The 15,905-nt window shown below is 28.6% G+C and carries 19 protein-coding genes; all 19 read left to right on the forward strand.

Annotated features, from left to right (window positions below):
- Positions 1-10 precede the first annotated feature (10 nt).
- The gene (locus OB7_RS06100) at positions 11-310 is read left to right on the forward strand and encodes a YggT family protein (RefSeq protein ID WP_004102871.1); all 300 of its coding nucleotides are present in this window, start codon (positions 11-13) and stop codon (positions 308-310) included.
- On the forward strand, positions 307-1,074 hold the full coding sequence (locus OB7_RS06105; RefSeq protein ID WP_004102873.1) for an NAD(+) kinase: 768 nt from the start codon (positions 307-309) through the stop codon (positions 1,072-1,074). The genes OB7_RS06100 and OB7_RS06105 overlap by 4 nt, the downstream gene beginning before the upstream one ends.
- 13 nt (positions 1,075-1,087) lie before the next feature.
- Positions 1,088-1,789 (forward strand): phosphate signaling complex PhoU family protein, encoded by a 702-nt coding sequence (locus tag OB7_RS06110; protein ID WP_004102875.1) that lies wholly within the window; start codon positions 1,088-1,090, stop codon positions 1,787-1,789.
- On the forward strand, positions 1,786-4,509 hold the full coding sequence (locus tag OB7_RS06115; RefSeq protein WP_249031035.1) for a YjgP/YjgQ family permease: 2,724 nt from the start codon (positions 1,786-1,788) through the stop codon (positions 4,507-4,509). The genes OB7_RS06110 and OB7_RS06115 overlap by 4 nt, the downstream gene beginning before the upstream one ends.
- Before the next feature lie 157 nt (positions 4,510-4,666).
- Positions 4,667-5,119, forward strand: a complete 453-nt coding sequence (locus OB7_RS10030) for a hypothetical protein (RefSeq protein WP_249031036.1) — start codon at positions 4,667-4,669, stop codon at positions 5,117-5,119.
- 15 nt (positions 5,120-5,134) lie between these two features.
- Positions 5,135-6,457, forward strand: coding sequence for a 23S rRNA (uracil(1939)-C(5))-methyltransferase RlmD (gene rlmD, locus OB7_RS06120; protein ID WP_114702773.1), 1,323 nt, complete (start codon positions 5,135-5,137; stop codon positions 6,455-6,457).
- A 28-nt stretch (positions 6,458-6,485) separates the two neighbouring features.
- Entirely contained in the window at positions 6,486-7,091 is a 606-nt protein-coding gene (locus OB7_RS06125) for an IMP cyclohydrolase (RefSeq protein ID WP_114702774.1), read from the forward strand.
- Positions 7,092-7,095: 4 nt separating this feature from the next.
- A complete protein-coding gene (locus OB7_RS06130; protein ID WP_114702775.1) occupies positions 7,096-7,707 on the forward strand; it encodes a hypothetical protein in 612 nt (203 codons plus the stop codon).
- On the forward strand, positions 7,676-7,948 hold the full coding sequence (locus tag OB7_RS06135; RefSeq protein ID WP_114702776.1) for an EscU/YscU/HrcU family type III secretion system export apparatus switch protein: 273 nt from the start codon (positions 7,676-7,678) through the stop codon (positions 7,946-7,948). Before OB7_RS06130 ends, OB7_RS06135 begins: the two co-directional genes overlap by 32 nt.
- Positions 7,949-7,953: 5 nt before the next feature.
- Entirely contained in the window at positions 7,954-8,877 is a 924-nt protein-coding gene (locus OB7_RS06140; RefSeq protein WP_114702777.1) for a PEGA domain-containing protein, read from the forward strand.
- 14 nt (positions 8,878-8,891) lie between these two features.
- The gene (prfB, locus tag OB7_RS06145) at positions 8,892-10,001 is read left to right on the forward strand and encodes a peptide chain release factor 2 (protein ID WP_004102881.1); all 1,110 of its coding nucleotides are present in this window, start codon (positions 8,892-8,894) and stop codon (positions 9,999-10,001) included.
- 11 nt (positions 10,002-10,012) lie between these two features.
- The gene (gene minD, locus OB7_RS06150) at positions 10,013-10,816 is read left to right on the forward strand and encodes a septum site-determining protein MinD (protein ID WP_114702778.1); all 804 of its coding nucleotides are present in this window, start codon (positions 10,013-10,015) and stop codon (positions 10,814-10,816) included.
- 5 nt (positions 10,817-10,821) lie between these two features.
- Positions 10,822-11,088 carry a cell division topological specificity factor MinE gene (locus OB7_RS06155; protein WP_114702779.1) on the forward strand — a complete coding sequence of 89 codons (267 nt, stop codon included), beginning with the start codon at positions 10,822-10,824 and terminating at the stop codon, positions 11,086-11,088.
- 26 nt (positions 11,089-11,114) lie between these two features.
- A complete protein-coding gene (locus OB7_RS06160) occupies positions 11,115-11,738 on the forward strand; it encodes a hypothetical protein (RefSeq protein ID WP_114702780.1) in 624 nt (207 codons plus the stop codon).
- 16 nt (positions 11,739-11,754) lie between these two features.
- Positions 11,755-11,991 (forward strand): hypothetical protein, encoded by a 237-nt coding sequence (locus OB7_RS06165; protein WP_373419040.1) that lies wholly within the window; start codon positions 11,755-11,757, stop codon positions 11,989-11,991.
- Positions 11,988-12,770 carry a class I SAM-dependent methyltransferase gene (locus OB7_RS06170; protein ID WP_004102889.1) on the forward strand — a complete coding sequence of 261 codons (783 nt, stop codon included), beginning with the start codon at positions 11,988-11,990 and terminating at the stop codon, positions 12,768-12,770. Before OB7_RS06165 ends, OB7_RS06170 begins: the two co-directional genes overlap by 4 nt.
- Positions 12,771-12,774: 4 nt before the next feature.
- Positions 12,775-13,659: a signal recognition particle-docking protein FtsY gene (ftsY, locus tag OB7_RS06175; protein ID WP_004102891.1), complete on the forward strand. Its 885-nt coding sequence runs from the start codon at positions 12,775-12,777 to the stop codon at positions 13,657-13,659.
- A gap of 5 nt (positions 13,660-13,664) precedes the next feature.
- Entirely contained in the window at positions 13,665-14,330 is a 666-nt protein-coding gene (locus OB7_RS06180; RefSeq protein WP_004102893.1) for a DUF2225 domain-containing protein, read from the forward strand.
- The gene (locus tag OB7_RS06185; RefSeq protein ID WP_114702781.1) at positions 14,309-15,904 is read left to right on the forward strand and encodes a 3D domain-containing protein; all 1,596 of its coding nucleotides are present in this window, start codon (positions 14,309-14,311) and stop codon (positions 15,902-15,904) included. The genes OB7_RS06180 and OB7_RS06185 overlap by 22 nt, the downstream gene beginning before the upstream one ends.
- Position 15,905 lies beyond the last annotated feature (1 nt).

Below are 15,905 nucleotides of genomic sequence, written 5' to 3' on the forward strand. Positions count from 1 at the left end.
AGCTTGTAAAATGTTTATATTAGGTAATTTTTTAATTGGTCTAGGATATTCATTAAGGGTTTTAATAAATATCGAAATGTTCTTTATTGTAATTTCTGCTGTTTTGAGTTGGTTTAGTTATTATTCTAATGTGCAAAGTATTTATTATTATTTTCAATCGATTGCAGACATTATTGAAAAACCAATTAGAAAACTTATTCCAAGAATTGGACCTGTAGATATATCACCAATGGTAGCAATAGTTGTTTTGGTTTTTTTTGATAGATTTTTAATTCAAAGTATAATTGAATTGGGGTATTATATAAAATGAAGCATTTAGGTATATTTTATAAGCCGGAGCTTTTTGGCAAAGCAGAAAGTTTAAAAGAATTGCTTTTAAATGAAGGTTACATAGTAGATTATTGTGAATCAAGTGAAAGAATAAAAAACAATAAAGTTGATTTAACAATTGTATTAGGTGGAGATGGAACTTTTTTAAAGGCATCCCATTTAGTTAATAATCCGTTAGTTGGTTTTAAAGGTGGAAGATTAGGATTTTTATCAAGCTATACTGTTGAAGAGTTTGACAAATTTTTAAAAGATTTAAAAAATAATAATTTTGTATCAGATGAGAGGACTTTTTTAAAAGTTAGTGATCTAAACACTTTTTGTTTAAATGAGGTTCTTTTAGTTAAGGATCCGGACCAAAAAATGGTGGATATAAAAATTTCTTTTCAAGATGGTGAATTGTTCTTTCATGCAGATGGAATAATGCTGAGTACTCCAACTGGTTCAACAGGATATTCATTATCTTTAGGCGGCCCTATTTTATTGCCAAACACAAAAGCTTTTGTTATTACACCGGTTGCACCGCAGTTTTTAGCTTCAAGAAGTATTGTTATACCTGATAATGAAAAAGTTAATATTGAAGTTGATAAAAGAGTAAATTTAATAATTGATGGAGTAAATTTTGGTAAATTTAGCAAAATTACGGTTATGAAATCAAAGAAAAAAATTTCAATTTTAAGGCCAGTAGATTATGATTTCACAAAGTCTATAAAGGAAAAATTGGGTTACGGTAAAAAAATTTTATAAAAAGGTGATGTATATGGATTGGATATTGAGTGAAAATGTTGAAGAATTGAAGAAAATGGTCTTAAAAGAAGGTTGGCTTGTAGAAAGTTTGTTTAATCAAGTAATCAATGCTTTGAAAGAAAGGGATGAAAAAGCTTCAGTTGAGGTGTTAAAAAAGGAAAACGAGGTAAACCTAATGGATCTGAAGATAAGAGAAAAAGCATTAATCATACTTTCTACTATGATGCCAATGTCAAAGAACTTAAGAATGGTAACAGGAAGTTTTATAGTTTCGGGGTATTTTCAAGAAATAGCTGAAAAAACTACGGACATTGCTAATATGGTGTTGGAGTTAATAAAGGAGCCTCAATTAAAACCTTTAATTACTATTCCTGAAATGGCGAAAATATCTATAGAAATGTTAAGAGAAAGTATGAGAATGTTTGCAGATAATAATATTTATGGAGCAGAAACAATTTGTGAAAAAGATGCTGATATAGACAATTTTTATGATGAGATTAGAAAAGAATTAATGGTATACATGATGGAAGATCCAAAATATGTAAAAAGAGCATTAATTTTACTGGAAATTTCTCAAAAGATAGAGGAAATTGCTGATCTTGCAACTAAAATAGTGGAGGCTACTTCTTATATAATTACAGGAAAACAATATAAATGTTTTAAAGACAAGTTACATACAATTGATAGTTTGGAAAAGGATGGGGGAGTTAATTGAAAGTATTAACTAAATATATTTTGAAACTTTCATTAGGCCCATTTTTGATGGGAATAGGAGCTTTTATTGTATTTGCAAGTGTTGAACTATTATATCAACTATCGGATATTATTGTAAGACATAGGGTGGGTATTTTAAAATTATTTGAATTGATATATTATAACTTACCATATTTTGCTTCATTGGGAATTCCTGTAGGAATTTTATTTTCTATTTTTTGGGTGTTATCACAATTATATAGCTCAAAAGAGATTACAGCTTTTTTAGTTCACGGTATTCCATCACGAAAATTAGTATATCCTTTCTTAATTTTGTCTATAATTTTTGGAGCAGTCTCATTTTATTTGAATGATCAGATAGTTCCAAAATTTAATCAGAAGGCAATGGAAACAATATCAAAGTACGTCTATAAAAAGCCGGAAGTTACTATTAAAGAAAATGTATTAACCAAGATTGATGAATCTCAATACTTTTTTGTAAAAAGGTATGATCAACAGCAAGGGATATTATATGATGTTGTTTTGTTTCAAAATATGCAAAGTGAAGAAAGAATAATTACAGCTAAAAAAGTCGAAAAAGAAGAAAATAGTTGGTACTTAATAAACGGGAAAATGTACGTAACTGATAGAGATGGATTTATGAAGTTAGACCTTAGTTTTTCAAAGATAAAGCTAGATTTGAAAGATGATTTGGAGAGTTTAATGAGGGTTGGCAAATCTCCAAGGGATATGACAGGAGAGGAATTAATACAAAAAATAAAGACATTTAAAAAGTTAGGAGTTGATCCTTCGCCTTGGATTGTAGAGCTTCATGGAAGGTACGCTAATTCAGTAGGGCCTTTTATAATAGTAATACTAGGTGTTCCTCTATCACTATTATTTGGATTGAAAAGTAAGTCTTGGAGTGTTATTTTTACTTTTGTAATTGTTGTTTTGTATCAAGGCTCTGGAGCATGGCTTTCTGCAATGGGGAAAGAAAATTTAATTAATCCGGTTCTTGCTGCTTGGTATCCTGATCTCTTATTTGCGATTGTAGGATTCATTCTTTTTGCTATGTTAGATACACCTGTGGCCTATAGAATTAGAGAATTGATAGCAAAATTTTTAGTGATATTTTTTGTTTTTTTTATAGGTTCAAATTTATACTCGAAAGATTTGACATTGGATGCATCAAGTATTGAATATAATACTTCGTATATATATGCAAGCCAAAATGTTAACATATATTGGGAAGATATATCATTATTTTCTGATGAAGCAACTGTATTCTTAATCGATGATAAAGTAAAAGTTTTAGAAGCAGAAGGAAATGTTGTTTTAAGAAGAGAAAATAAGGAATATTATTCAAATTATATGAAATACTTTTTTGATAATGATGATATTTATATAGTTGAAGTAAAAGGTGTTGAAAAGTATAAAAAAAAAGGTAAAGATATAAATCTGTATTTTAATTCTGAAATTACCCAAAAAAGTTCTGAAACAGTGTTAATGAAAGAAGCTTACGTAACAACGTGTGAATTTGAAAATCCACACTACAAAATTGAAGCATTAAGGGTTTATGTTTACGATAACAAATTTTTAATTGCTGAGAATTCCATTTTATTTTTACTTGATATTCCATTATTTCCATATCCTGTATATTTTTTAAATTTGACTGAGGATGAGTTTCCTCCTTTTTCGTTTTCTCTGGCATGGGATGAAGATGGTGGATTTATAACACATCAAGAGTATAATCTTTATGTTAATGATTACCTTCTTTCTACTAAGATTACTACAGAAAATAAAGAAACTATTCCTCAATTTAGTATTTACAAAAAAGATGATAAGAACATAAAGTTTTCTATAGATTATGAGAAAAATTACATATACTTAGATTTGAAAAATTTAAAATACAATTCTAATTGGGTTACAAATAAGACGTTTTTTCATGTAGGTTATTCTCCTTTTTACTTTGAAGAATATTTAAATAACGGTAGTTATTATAAAAAATTTGGTTTAAATTTTGATCTTTATAGCAAGGGAAAAATGGACATCAACTTTTATTGGGATGGAAATAAAAGTAGAATTAATAATTCGTTTTCTATAATTAATGTTAAAAAAGATCTTTCCTTAGCAGAATTTAACATTCAAAATTTGAGTTTTAATAATTCATTAGAAAAATCAACATTTTTCACAGATGATAGTACATGGACATTATATCAATCTGGAAATTACTCTTTTTCATTTAAAAATAAGAGCTTTAGTACTAAATTCTACGGTAAAGTGTACAACGATACTTTTTCAAGTAATATTAGGCATACTTTTTCTTATCCTTTGAGCTTTGAGAATGAACTTGTCAAAGTATATGCTAAATATGGATTTGGAGCAAATTTATATAATGCAATTGTTGACAAGTATTATTTTAATTTGGGGTTATATGATATTTATGAGTTAAGTGGGAAGTTAAAATTTAAAGTGTTTGATATTGAAGCAAAATATGAACTAAGAGAAAATTTTCGAGATGAATCAACAAATACTGAATATAATAAATTGAGTAGTATTGTATATGTTAATACTCCTAATTTGAATTTTTCATTAAAACAAGGTTGGGACTTTTTAAATGAAAGAAGGTTGGATGATGAAATTTCTTCGAAGTTTTCTTTTATTGTTTTAAACGGTAAGATTGAACTTGAATCAAAAGCAACTTATGACAACGAAGAAAAAAAAACTATCTCCTTATGATGTTTCACTATCTTATGTTAATAAACCTTTTTCTTTGATATATAGACTAAATACTAAATATTACGTTGGTGAACAACAGCCAATAAAAGAGCTAACTCATATTTTTACTTTTCAAAAGCTAAAAGGGAAGGTTGTCCAATCTATAGAGGAAAATTATGTGAAAAGCGCTTATATAAATGGAACTTTTTCTATAAATAATTATAAGAATACTTTAGAACTTTCATATGGTAGAACTTCTAAAGAAGCAACTCCAGAAGTTTATTGTAAGTATTCTTTAAAAAATCAAGAAAATTCTCTTGATTTATCATACAAGACTTCGACTAAAATGTTAACTTTGGGTTTTAACTTAAAGACAATAGATCCTGGGATTAGCTTTTATACGACATATGATATTAAGAATGAAAGGTTTAATAATTTGAAAGCGACATTAAGTAAATCTTTACATCACTGGGTATTTGAACTTTCTAGCGAATTTGAATTTAATCATGATCAAGTATTTAATTTTGATGATGTGAAGAAATTGTCTGTTTTATTTTATATTAAAGAGTTTGATGATAAATTTTTAGGATGGGATTTTAAAGAAAATTCACCAAATATAGGTTTGTTTTAGATTGGAGGTTTTAATATGTCAGAAATTGTATATATTGAAAAAATGGCGTATGGAGGCAGTGGAATAGGAAAGTTGCCCGGTGGAAAAGTAATTTTTGTAGATGGGGCTTACCCCGGTGAATTGGTTGAAGTGGATGTTTTAAGTGAAAAAAGTGATTATGCAATTGGAAAGCTGGAAAAGATAGTTGAAAAAATTCCTGAGCGAAGAAATCCAAAGTGCCCTTATTTTAGAAATTGTGGTGGTTGCAATTTTTTAGATTTAAAGTATGAAAAACAATTAGAGTTTAAGAAAATGGTCTTTATGGATCAACTTGAAAGAATCGCTGAACTAAAATTGAACGATTTATATATTGAAAAAAGTTCTAAAGAATATGAATATAGGTTAAAGATGGAATATTCAATATTGAATGATTATTCTTTTGGTTTTAAAATGAAGAATAGTCATAAAGTTGTAAGTGTAAAAAATTGTATTATTGCTCCAAAAGTTTTTGGTAAAATACTTGAAAAGTTGTCATTAACGCTCTCACATTTTAAGATACCTATTTATAATTTTAAGCGTAAAAAGGGAATCTTAAAACACGTAGTGTTAAGATACTCGCCAAATGGAGAAGTGATGCTGATTTTTGTTACAAAATCGGAGTATTTCAAAGAAGGTAAAAAAATAGCAAGTTTAATCAAAAAAGAGTTTCCTTTTATAAAGTCAATTGTTCATGTAATGAATAGCAATGATAAAATAGTTTTAAGAGGTCCTTATAAGGTATTAAGTGGTGATGGAGTAATTAATTATGAATTCAGCTGGGAAAAATTTCAAGTTCCTCCAACTGCATTTTTTCAAAATAATTTTCATGTTGCAGAGAAAATGGTAGAATTTTTAACAAAAAGATTAGATTTAAATGGTGATGAGGTTGTTTTAGATTTATTTAGTGGTCTTGGAACATTTTCTTTAAGACTTGCTGCTTTATCAAAATTTGTTATTGCAGTTGAATCTAGCCATGTATCAGTAAAGGCAGGAAGGGCAAATGCAAATATAAATGGATTAAAGAATATTAAATTTATTGAAGCTGATGCGTTAGATTATTTAAACCAAGTAAATGAAAAATTTGATGTAATTGTTCTTGATCCACCAAGAGCAGGGATTGGGTCTGAAGCTGTAAAAAAAATATTGGAATTATCTCCTCAAAAAATTGGATACGTTTCATGTAATCCTACAACTTTTGCAAGGGATTTAAAATTGCTACTTGAAAAGTATGAAATAGAAGATATAAGAATTTTTGACATGTTTCCGCAAACTTATCATATTGAATCTGTAGCTATTTTAAATAGAAAAAACAATCTGTGATAAAATATAAATAAAAGGGGTGGGATCTATGAATGTAAAAAGAGCTCTTATTAGTGTGTATAATAAGGAAGGAATAGTTGAATTTGCGAAAAAACTTTCTGAGTGGGGAGTGGAAATAATAAGTACTGGAAATACTGCAAATTTATTAGAGGAAAATGGTATTCCAGTTAATCGTGTGTCTGAAGTTACGGGTTTTCCAGAAATTCTTGGTGGCAGAGTCAAAACTCTTCATCCTAAAATATTTGGTGGAATTCTTGCAAAATTTGGTGATAGTAAACATATGAAAGATTTGTCTGATAATAATATTAAACCTATAGATATGGTTGTTGTTAATTTATATCCATTTGAGCTTGTTGCAAAAGAAACACGCAATGAGGAAAAGTTAATTGAAAATATTGACATAGGTGGTGTTGCATTACTAAGAGCCGCTGCAAAAAATTATAGAGATGTAATAGTTATTTCAGACCCTGAAGATTACGATAAAGTTTTAAAGAGTTTAGAAGAATGTGGAGATGTAATTCTCCATCAAAGAAGGATTCTTGCGTTAAAGGCTTTTTATAGAACGATGAAATACGATGCAGAAATTCATAGTGTCTTATCTGAATTATTTGCTTCTAACAATTTTGAGGAGTAAGAAAATGTATGGAATAGTTTCTGATCTTTATAGAAACATAGTTAGGCTTAAGACTAATAATGGTGATGTAGTGATTAAATCAAATAAAAAAATTCCTAAAGGTTTAAAAGTTGAAATAAAAAATATAGGGCAAGGTGATTATAAAGGTAAAATATTAATGGGCCCTTCAAAAGTCTTGCCCTCGTTGAATGCTATTTATTACTCTTCAATAATAACTGAGGATAGAAATTTAGTTGAAAAACTATCATTTTTATTTGAAGAACTTTCTAAAAGAGTGAAGATTGATAGGAGTTTTTTGGAAAAATTTAAAAAATATTTTGAAGCAGGCGAAGTAGATGAGGATAATAAAATGTATGGAAATTATGTAAATTTATTAAGTGGAAGATATGGTTTTCGCTCTTTTGGAATGATTAAAATTTTTGTGGATAGAAAAGCAGAAGAATTTGTATTGTATTTTAAAGATAATGTTATTAAAGGAAAAGTGGAAGGTAATGATATAATTTTAAGTACCGATAAGATAATAGAAAATATTGAAGAATTAAAAGAAAGACTAAAGAAGTATTTTTTAAATGTTTATATAAAATATGAAAATTTCGAGGGAGGGATTTACGTTTAGAGAGAAATTAGCGGTTGCTTTGAAGTATGATCCTGAGGTAGATTTTGTGCCTTTTGTTATTGCAAAAGGAAAAGAAGAGGTTGCTAAAAAGATTTTAGAGATTGCAAAAAATAGTGGAGTTCCTATCGTAAAGTCTCCAGATCTTGTGAATGAATTGTACAAGTTAAAAGTTTTAGAAGAAATTCCAAAAAAGTTGTACTTGGCTGTTGCTGAAATTATTGTATTTTTGGAAAGTAGGTGATTTTTATGGCATTTAAAAGAGTAATTTTCTCATTTTTATTAATTCTTTCGGTGCTTTCTTTTTCAAATGTAAATTGGAGTATTAATATTAATTTAAATTTTGGAGCACCACAAAATATTCCTGATTATTCTATTTTAATTGATACGGGAGTATCTTTTGTAGATGTTTATATAGATGATGTTTATGCTGGACAAACAGATATTTTTGGGCAGTTATTAGTAAATTTTGACACTTCTGGTTATCACACTATTACTATTAAAGATGAAGATTATTTAAACATTTCAGTGTTAGTTTTTGTAGATAAAACTGGTAAATATTTAAAAATTCCATTAGTTGAAGCTGGAAAACTGGTTGTATTTTCAAACACTTATCCAGTTAATGTTTATATTAATGGTTATTACTATGGAACAATAAGAAGTATTGATGAAGAGATAAAATTACCTGAGGGAGAGCATTTTATTACATTTGAAAGCCCTGGTTATAATCCTATAACTAAAAAGGTATATATAAAATTTGAAGAAAAAAGTGCAGTTAATTTGAATTTTGAAAAGCTTAAATTAGAATTAAACATAAGAAGCAAAATAAATGAATTTTCACCAAATAATGATTGGTATATGGATAGATGGGAATTAGAAATTTATCTTTCTACTTATGCAACAGTTACAGTAGATATATTAAAAGATGATATCAAAATATTTGAAAGAGTTTTTTCTGGAAAGCCTTACTTGAATTTATTTACATGGGACGGTTCAGGGGCTAGTGAAGTTGGTGAATATTTAGTTAAAGTAATTGCTAATGATGGAAATGACGAAATTGTTAAAGAAACAAAAGTTTTACTAGATGATAAATATACGTATTTAAAGGAGATAGCTATAACTTCACTTATTATGATGTTTGGAACAATACTGTATTTTGTACTAAAAAAATAGAGGAGGTATATGAGTTGATAGATTTTGAGCTAAAACAAAAAATTGATGAGGCAAAGAAGAAATTTGAAGATATTATTAAGGTATTTCATCCGGAGAATAAGAGAAAAGAACTTGAAGAATTAGAAAAGCAAATGGGCGATTCTGATTTTTGGAGTGATCAAAGAAAAGCTAGAGAAATTTCTCAAAAGGCTCAAAGAATTAGAAAGATTATTGATGATATGAAAGATATTGAAGCAAAATTTGAAGATTTAGATGCTGCAATTGAATTATCAGACGAAGATCAAAGTTTTGTTGAAACTATTAAAGAAATGGTAGAAGAAATTGAAAAAAAAGTAAAAACATTCGAACTTGAATTGATATTAAATGGCAAATTTGATGCTAGTAATGCATATTTAACAATACACCCGGGCGCAGGTGGAACTGAATCTCAAGATTGGGCATCAATGCTTTTGAGAATGTATATGCGCTGGGCTGAGAGAAAAGGATTTGATGTACAGATTGTTGATTATCAACCTGGAGAAGAAGCTGGGATTAAAAGTGCAATGATTTATATAAAAGGTGATTATGCATATGGATATTTAAAATACGAAAGAGGTGTACACAGGCTTGTTAGAATTTCACCATTTGACGCAAATAAAAGGCGCCATACTTCCTTTGCATCAGTTAACGTTATACCTGAAATAGATGATGATATAGATATAGAAATAAATCCAGAAGATTTACGTATAGATACATATCGAGCATCTGGTGCAGGTGGTCAATATGTTAATAAAACAGAATCAGCAGTGAGAATTACACATATTCCAACAGGAATAGTTGTTACTTGTCAAACAGAACGTTCACAACTTCAAAATAAAGAAACTGCATTGAAAGTTTTAAAGGCAAGACTTTATCAACTCGAACTAGAAAAGCGGCAAAAACAACTTGAAGAAATTCAAGGCGAATTAAAAGATATATCTTGGGGAAATCAAATAAGGTCATATGTATTCCAACCATATACTATGGTGAAGGATCATAGAACTAATGTTGAAACAGGGAATATCGATGCTGTTATGGATGGAGAAATTGATATTTTTATTGAGAGTGAATTAATACATTTTGCAGGTATTAGAAATAAGCAATAGAGGTGGGGATTATGGCAAAGGTTTATGTTGTAACTTCTGGTAAGGGTGGAGTGGGAAAAACTACAATTTCAGCAAATCTAGGATGCGCATTAGCAAAAGATGGTAATAAAGTTTGTGTAATAGATGCAGATGTTGGATTAAAAAATTTAGATGTGGTTTTAGGGTTGGAAAATAGGATAATTTATACATTAATTGATGTAATAAGAGGAAATGTTAGTGCTAAAGAAGCGCTTGTAAGACACAAAAATTTAAAAAATTTATATCTAATTGCTGCTTCACAGATTGCAACAAAGGAAATGGTTTCACCAGAAGATATGATTAATCTGGTAAAAGAACTAGACGAAGATTTTGATTATATTATAATTGACTCACCTGCTGGGATTGAAAGAGGTTTTAGGAATGCAATTGCTCCATCAGAATATGCTATTGTTGTAACTACTCCAGAACTTCCTGCGATCTCTGATGCTGATAGAGTAATTGGATTACTTGAAAATAATGGATTTAATGAAGAAAATATTATGTTGATTTTAAACAAATATAAACCTCAAATGGTCAAAAAAGGTGACATGTTATCAGAAGCTGATGTAGAAAAGGCTTTAGCAATTAAACTTATAGGTGTTTTGCCCGATTCAAATGAGGTTATAATTTCTACTAATAAGGGAATACCGATTGTTTTGGAAAAAGATGAAGGAATTTCAAAGAATTTTGAAAATATTGTAAAGAGATTAAAAGGTGAAGAAATTTCTTTAGCAGAAGATATTCAAAATAATGAGAATTTTTTCAGAAAATTTTTGTCCCTTTTTAATAAGAGGTGAGTAAAATGTGGTTGTTAGATGTTTTTAAAAGAAGTGAAAAAAGAAAACCTAGAGATGAGGCTCTCGAAAGATTAGAAAGTATTGTTAGCAGGCGAAAGGAAATAACACACAAGATCCCTATTGAAGTATTTTCTAAGAATTCAGAAGAAATAAAAAAAGAAGTAGTACAGATTATTTCGAGAAAATTTAATGTGCCTGTTGAAAGGGTGAAAGTAGATTGTCAAGAAGAAGATGGTTACGTTGTAATTGTTACAAATATAAATTTCAAATAGCTCTTATAATTGGAGTGTTAATCTATTTGTTGTCTGGTTGTGCACTTACATTGGATAAGATAATTCCAAAAAAAGAATCAAATCAAACAATTAATTTTAATGTTTATTTTGAAGCTTATTATTCTACAAGTTTAAAAGATTTTTTTGAAGAAAAACTTGAAAAAAGTTTTACGCTTTCAGATTTAGATGAAATAACTGTGAAATTAAAAGTTAATGATTCTGATATATTTACTTTTAATCTTAAGGGAAAAAACAATAATGTTACCCCTCCAATAGTTATTGAAAAATCAAAAGATGCAATGGTGAAATATGATATTGAGGTAACTTATACTTTGAAAAGGGATTTAATTGATAGTACAGAAGTTGTCTTAAAAGATACAGGTTTAATAGATGATTTAAATTTATTAGACTTTCAGGAATTGAATTTAGTATTTTTTATCCATGATGAAAGTGGTACACCTACTTTAAAACCAAAGATTTTATATGAAGATAAAAAAGTAATTAAAGAAGGTATAGTTGAAGATGGAAAAATTTATTATGTTGAATCTAATAATGATTTTTATTCAATTTTGAAAAATGACAAAGTTAATGAGATATATGTGGATGCAGATTCTGATTTTAGTAACATATACGTCTTTCCTTCTGAGTAAAATGATTACTAGGTAGGTGTTTGATTTGGGAAGAAAAAAAAAGAAAAATTTATTTAGATATATATATATTCTTTTTGTTTTGCTTTTAGTGTTTTTCTTGGTGGTTATACTTGCTAGTTCAATTATAAGATATAAAGTAAATTTAAATGAGTTAAATCAGGTTAAAAAGCAATATGAAGAGTTAAAAGAAAAGTATGAAAAAAATTTGATTATATATGAAAAATTAAAAATGTTAAGAGAGGGAAGGAAATGAGATATATTGTTACTACATCATACAATGCTAATAAAGAAATTGTAAGGTTGGCAAAAAATATAGCAGAGGAATTTAATGTAAAGTATATTAACAGAAATCATGTTTCAAAATACTTAAAAAGTGGAAAAATAGACTTTTATTATGTTGTAGATAAAAAAGGTATGTTGAAAATAAAATGGAAAGATGGAGAATTCTTTTTTCACCAAGGGATAGCAAAGATCAGGATGGAAAATATTAAGCATGGAGAAAGAGATTACCTAATAGAATCATTGAAGCCAGAAAAAACGGACGTAGTATATGATGCTACTTGTGGGCTTGCTTCAGATGCTATTTTAATTGCTAATTTTGCAAAAAAGGTAGTTGCTACTGAAGGGTCTGAGCATATTTATAGAGTTGTTAAATGGGGATTAAAAAGATATATTTCTGATGAAGAATGGATAAATAATGCTATGAAAAAAATAGAGCTTATACATGATAATTATAAAAATTTTGTTAGAAATCAACCTGATAATTCATTTGATATTGTATATTGTGATCCAATGTTTGAAAATCCAATATACGAGAGTAATTCTTTAAATCCATTGAGAGGTTTTGCTGTATATGAACCTTTGAGTTTGGAGGATCTCGAACATATGATTAGAATATCAAGAAAAAGAGTTGTTATTAAAACACTAAAAAAGGATAGTTTGTATGAAAAAATTAAAAATTATTTTTCAAAGGAATTTATTTCACGAAAAAGTGGAATAGTGTATGGTGTTATTAATAAATCGGAGGTGTAAGTTGATGGGATTTTTCGAAAAGTTCAAGCAAGGATTGAAAAAAACGAGAGAAAGTTTTTTTGGTAAAATGAAAAGTATCCTATCAGGAAAAAAACTCGATGATGAAACAAAAGAAGAGATAGAAGAGCTTTTAATATTATCTGATGTAGGCTTTGAAGCAACTGAGTATATTTTAAATAGAATTGAGGAGTTAAAGGGAGAAGATGCATATGAATCGTTGAAAAAAGTATTATTGGAAATACTTAATTTTAATAGTGAATTAAAAATAGAAAAAAAACCTTTTGTAATTAGTATGGTTGGTGTTAATGGTTCGGGAAAAACTACCACTGCTGGAAAACTTGCAGAATATTTTTCAAAGTCTGGAAAGTCAGTTGTGTTAGCTGCATGTGATACTTTTAGAGCTGCTGCAATTGATCAACTAAAGGTATGGGCGGAGAGAACATCTTCTACGTTTATTGCGCATCAAGAGGGTGCAGATTCTGCTGCCGTTGCATTTGATGCTGTAAGTCATGCTATATCTAAAGAGAAAGATATAGTAATTTTAGATACTGCTGGAAGATTACATACCAAGAAAAATTTAATGGAAGAATTAAGAAAAATTAATAGGGTAATTAAGAAGAAAATCGAAGATGCGCCACACGAAGTTTTATTAGTAATAGATGCTGTAACAGGTCAAAATGGTTTGCAACAGGCAAAGATCTTTAAAGAATTTGTAGATATTACAGGTATTGTATTGACAAAGTTGGATGGAACAGCAAAAGGTGGAATTGCCATTGCAATTGCAAAGGAATTAGGGATTCCTATAAAATTTGTAGGTTTAGGGGAAGGCGTTGACGATCTAAAACCGTTTGATGCTGAAGATTTTGTTAATGCTTTACTTGAGGGATGATTAGCATGAATGCATTATGGGATAAAAGTTATAAATGTCCAGTATGTGGAAATGAATTTTATAGTAAAAAAGTAAGGATCGATTCTATAAAGATTGCTAGTTATGATGAAGATTTAAAACCAAATTATTTGGATGTAAATCCTTTTTTATATGAAGTAGTTGTTTGCCCAAATTGCTTATATGCAGAGTACGAAAGTATATTTGAAAAAGATGTAAAAATAACAGAAGTTGAAAAAATAAAAAGTATACTTGGTAAGCTAAAATCGAAATTATCAAATGTTAAATTTACCGATGAAAGAGATATTGATACTGCACTTAAAGCTTATGCTATAGTAGTAATATTATCCACATTACTCAAAAAATATTGTAAACTTGCAGATTCTTATTTAAAGATTGCTTGGCTTTTGCGTGAAAAGGGCGGTGAAAAAGAACAAGAAGAAATATCACTTGCACACGCGCTTAAGAATTTTGAAAATTGCTATATGAATTCAGACATTTCTGACGGGAGAATGGAAGAAAAAATATTATTTTACCTTGGTGAGTTAAATAGGCATTTTGGGAATAAAAGTGAGGCAGTAAAATGGTTTTCAAAGTTGATGCAGAAATATAAAAACAGTTCTTCTTATTATGCAAAGGTAGGGAAAGATAGATGGCAAAGTATGCGGGAGTAATTTTGATTTTAATGTTTTTTTTGTTTTCGTGTAATTATGTTACATACGATCAGTATAAACTTTTGGAGCAGCGAGTTTATGGTATTGAAAACATAGTTAATGAACATGAAACAAGAATATCTTCATTGGAAAAACAATTTTATAATTTATCTCAAAGAATTGATACTCAGATTAATGATTTAAATAATAAATTAATTGAAATAAATAATGCAGGTGATATTGAATATTTAAAAAATTTTACCCGAAAAATTGCAATTGAACTTTCAGATTTGCAAAATCAAATGAATAAAGTTACTTCAGAGATAACTTCATACAATCTTAAAACAGTTATTTACAGGTTGAATTATTTAGAAGGAATGGCGGAACGTTTAGAATTAAGTAAAGTAAATGATTTGTTAAATCAAGCGCTCAAAAAATATGAAACAGGATATAAACAGATACTAGACATTGAAAATAGATTATATGAAATGAATTTAACTGTAGATTCATTAAAGGAAACAGTTGATGAAATACAGTCGATAAGTGGAGAAGGAGTTACTCAAGATTCAATTGCGGTAAATCAGATTTTACAAAAGTTTGAAAAAATTCAGGACTTGGAAGAAAGATTAAACGATTTAAGTTTTAAAGTAGATAGTATTTCTTCGAAAGAAAATTTAGAAAGAGAACTCGCTACTATCAAACAAATTAGTTCTGAATTGAATTTTTTAAAGCAAGAGTTTAAAATGGAAGATATAGAAGATATATTAAAGTTGAGACAAGGTTATATAAATTATGTTATCAGGCCTGGGGATACATTATATATTATAAGTAAAAGATATAATTTAGGTAAGGATGGTGTAGAAAGACTAATCACGTTTAATGCTATTGAAGATCCAAATCGGATTATTCCAGGACAAGTAATAAAGATTCCTATAGATAACTTAAATGACTATGTTAGAGTACCTATTGACATTGAACCGGAAGATATATTAAGCTATTTTGGAGATATAAAAAGTGGTGCGACTAATCTTGGAATAGATATAAGTGCTGAAGGAAAAGATGTATATCCAATTTTACCTGGAAGAGTAACTGTAAAAGGTAATAACGTTTTATACATAGACCATGGAAATGGAGTTCTTGCTATTTATAAAGGGATAGAAACTGACTTTAAGGAGAATGATTGGGTTGTTTCAGAAAAATCAATAGGTAAAGTCCATGGAATTTTTCATTTTGAAATTTGGGTTGATGGTGAGCCTAAGGATCCGTTTAGATTTTTTTTCAAATATAAAGGAAAATTTGATGTTACCTTTTATACCCCATGGGATGATGGCAAAATTGTTCAACATCCAACTTTTAGATTAACAAGGATAGGAAAAATAGCCAAAGAGTGGCAAACTGTAGCTGTTGATTCAAGTTTAATTCCACTTGGAAGTTATGTATATATTCCACAATTAAAAAAAGTTTTCATTGCAGAGGATACAGGTAGTGCTGTGAATGGAAGAAGAATCGATGTCTACGTAGAAGAGGTTTCTCTTGCGAGAAAAAATAGTATTAAAAAATATGATGTATATGTTTTAGAGGTTGGAGGGAGTTAAA

It is taken from the genome of Thermosipho africanus Ob7 (assembly GCF_003351105.1).
GTDB lineage: Bacteria > Thermotogota > Thermotogae > Thermotogales > Fervidobacteriaceae > Thermosipho > Thermosipho africanus.

Coding starts and splice junctions, on each gene's coding strand:
- OB7_RS06100 (WP_004102871.1), top strand. CDS start 11: ATGTTTATATTAGGTAATTTTTTAATTGGTCTAGGATATTCATTAAGG.
- OB7_RS06105 (WP_004102873.1), top strand. CDS start 307: ATGAAGCATTTAGGTATATTTTATAAGCCGGAGCTTTTTGGCAAAGCA.
- OB7_RS06110 (WP_004102875.1), top strand. CDS start 1,088: ATGGATTGGATATTGAGTGAAAATGTTGAAGAATTGAAGAAAATGGTC.
- rlmD (WP_114702773.1), top strand. CDS start 5,135: ATGTCAGAAATTGTATATATTGAAAAAATGGCGTATGGAGGCAGTGGA.
- OB7_RS06125 (WP_114702774.1), top strand. CDS start 6,486: ATGAATGTAAAAAGAGCTCTTATTAGTGTGTATAATAAGGAAGGAATA.
- OB7_RS06130 (WP_114702775.1), top strand. CDS start 7,096: ATGTATGGAATAGTTTCTGATCTTTATAGAAACATAGTTAGGCTTAAG.
- OB7_RS06135 (WP_114702776.1), top strand. CDS start 7,676: ATGAAAATTTCGAGGGAGGGATTTACGTTTAGAGAGAAATTAGCGGTT.
- OB7_RS06140 (WP_114702777.1), top strand. CDS start 7,954: ATGGCATTTAAAAGAGTAATTTTCTCATTTTTATTAATTCTTTCGGTG.
- minD (WP_114702778.1), top strand. CDS start 10,013: ATGGCAAAGGTTTATGTTGTAACTTCTGGTAAGGGTGGAGTGGGAAAA.
- OB7_RS06155 (WP_114702779.1), top strand. CDS start 10,822: ATGTGGTTGTTAGATGTTTTTAAAAGAAGTGAAAAAAGAAAACCTAGA.
- OB7_RS06170 (WP_004102889.1), top strand. CDS start 11,988: ATGAGATATATTGTTACTACATCATACAATGCTAATAAAGAAATTGTA.
- ftsY (WP_004102891.1), top strand. CDS start 12,775: ATGGGATTTTTCGAAAAGTTCAAGCAAGGATTGAAAAAAACGAGAGAA.
- OB7_RS06180 (WP_004102893.1), top strand. CDS start 13,665: ATGAATGCATTATGGGATAAAAGTTATAAATGTCCAGTATGTGGAAAT.
- OB7_RS06185 (WP_114702781.1), top strand. CDS start 14,309: ATGGCAAAGTATGCGGGAGTAATTTTGATTTTAATGTTTTTTTTGTTT.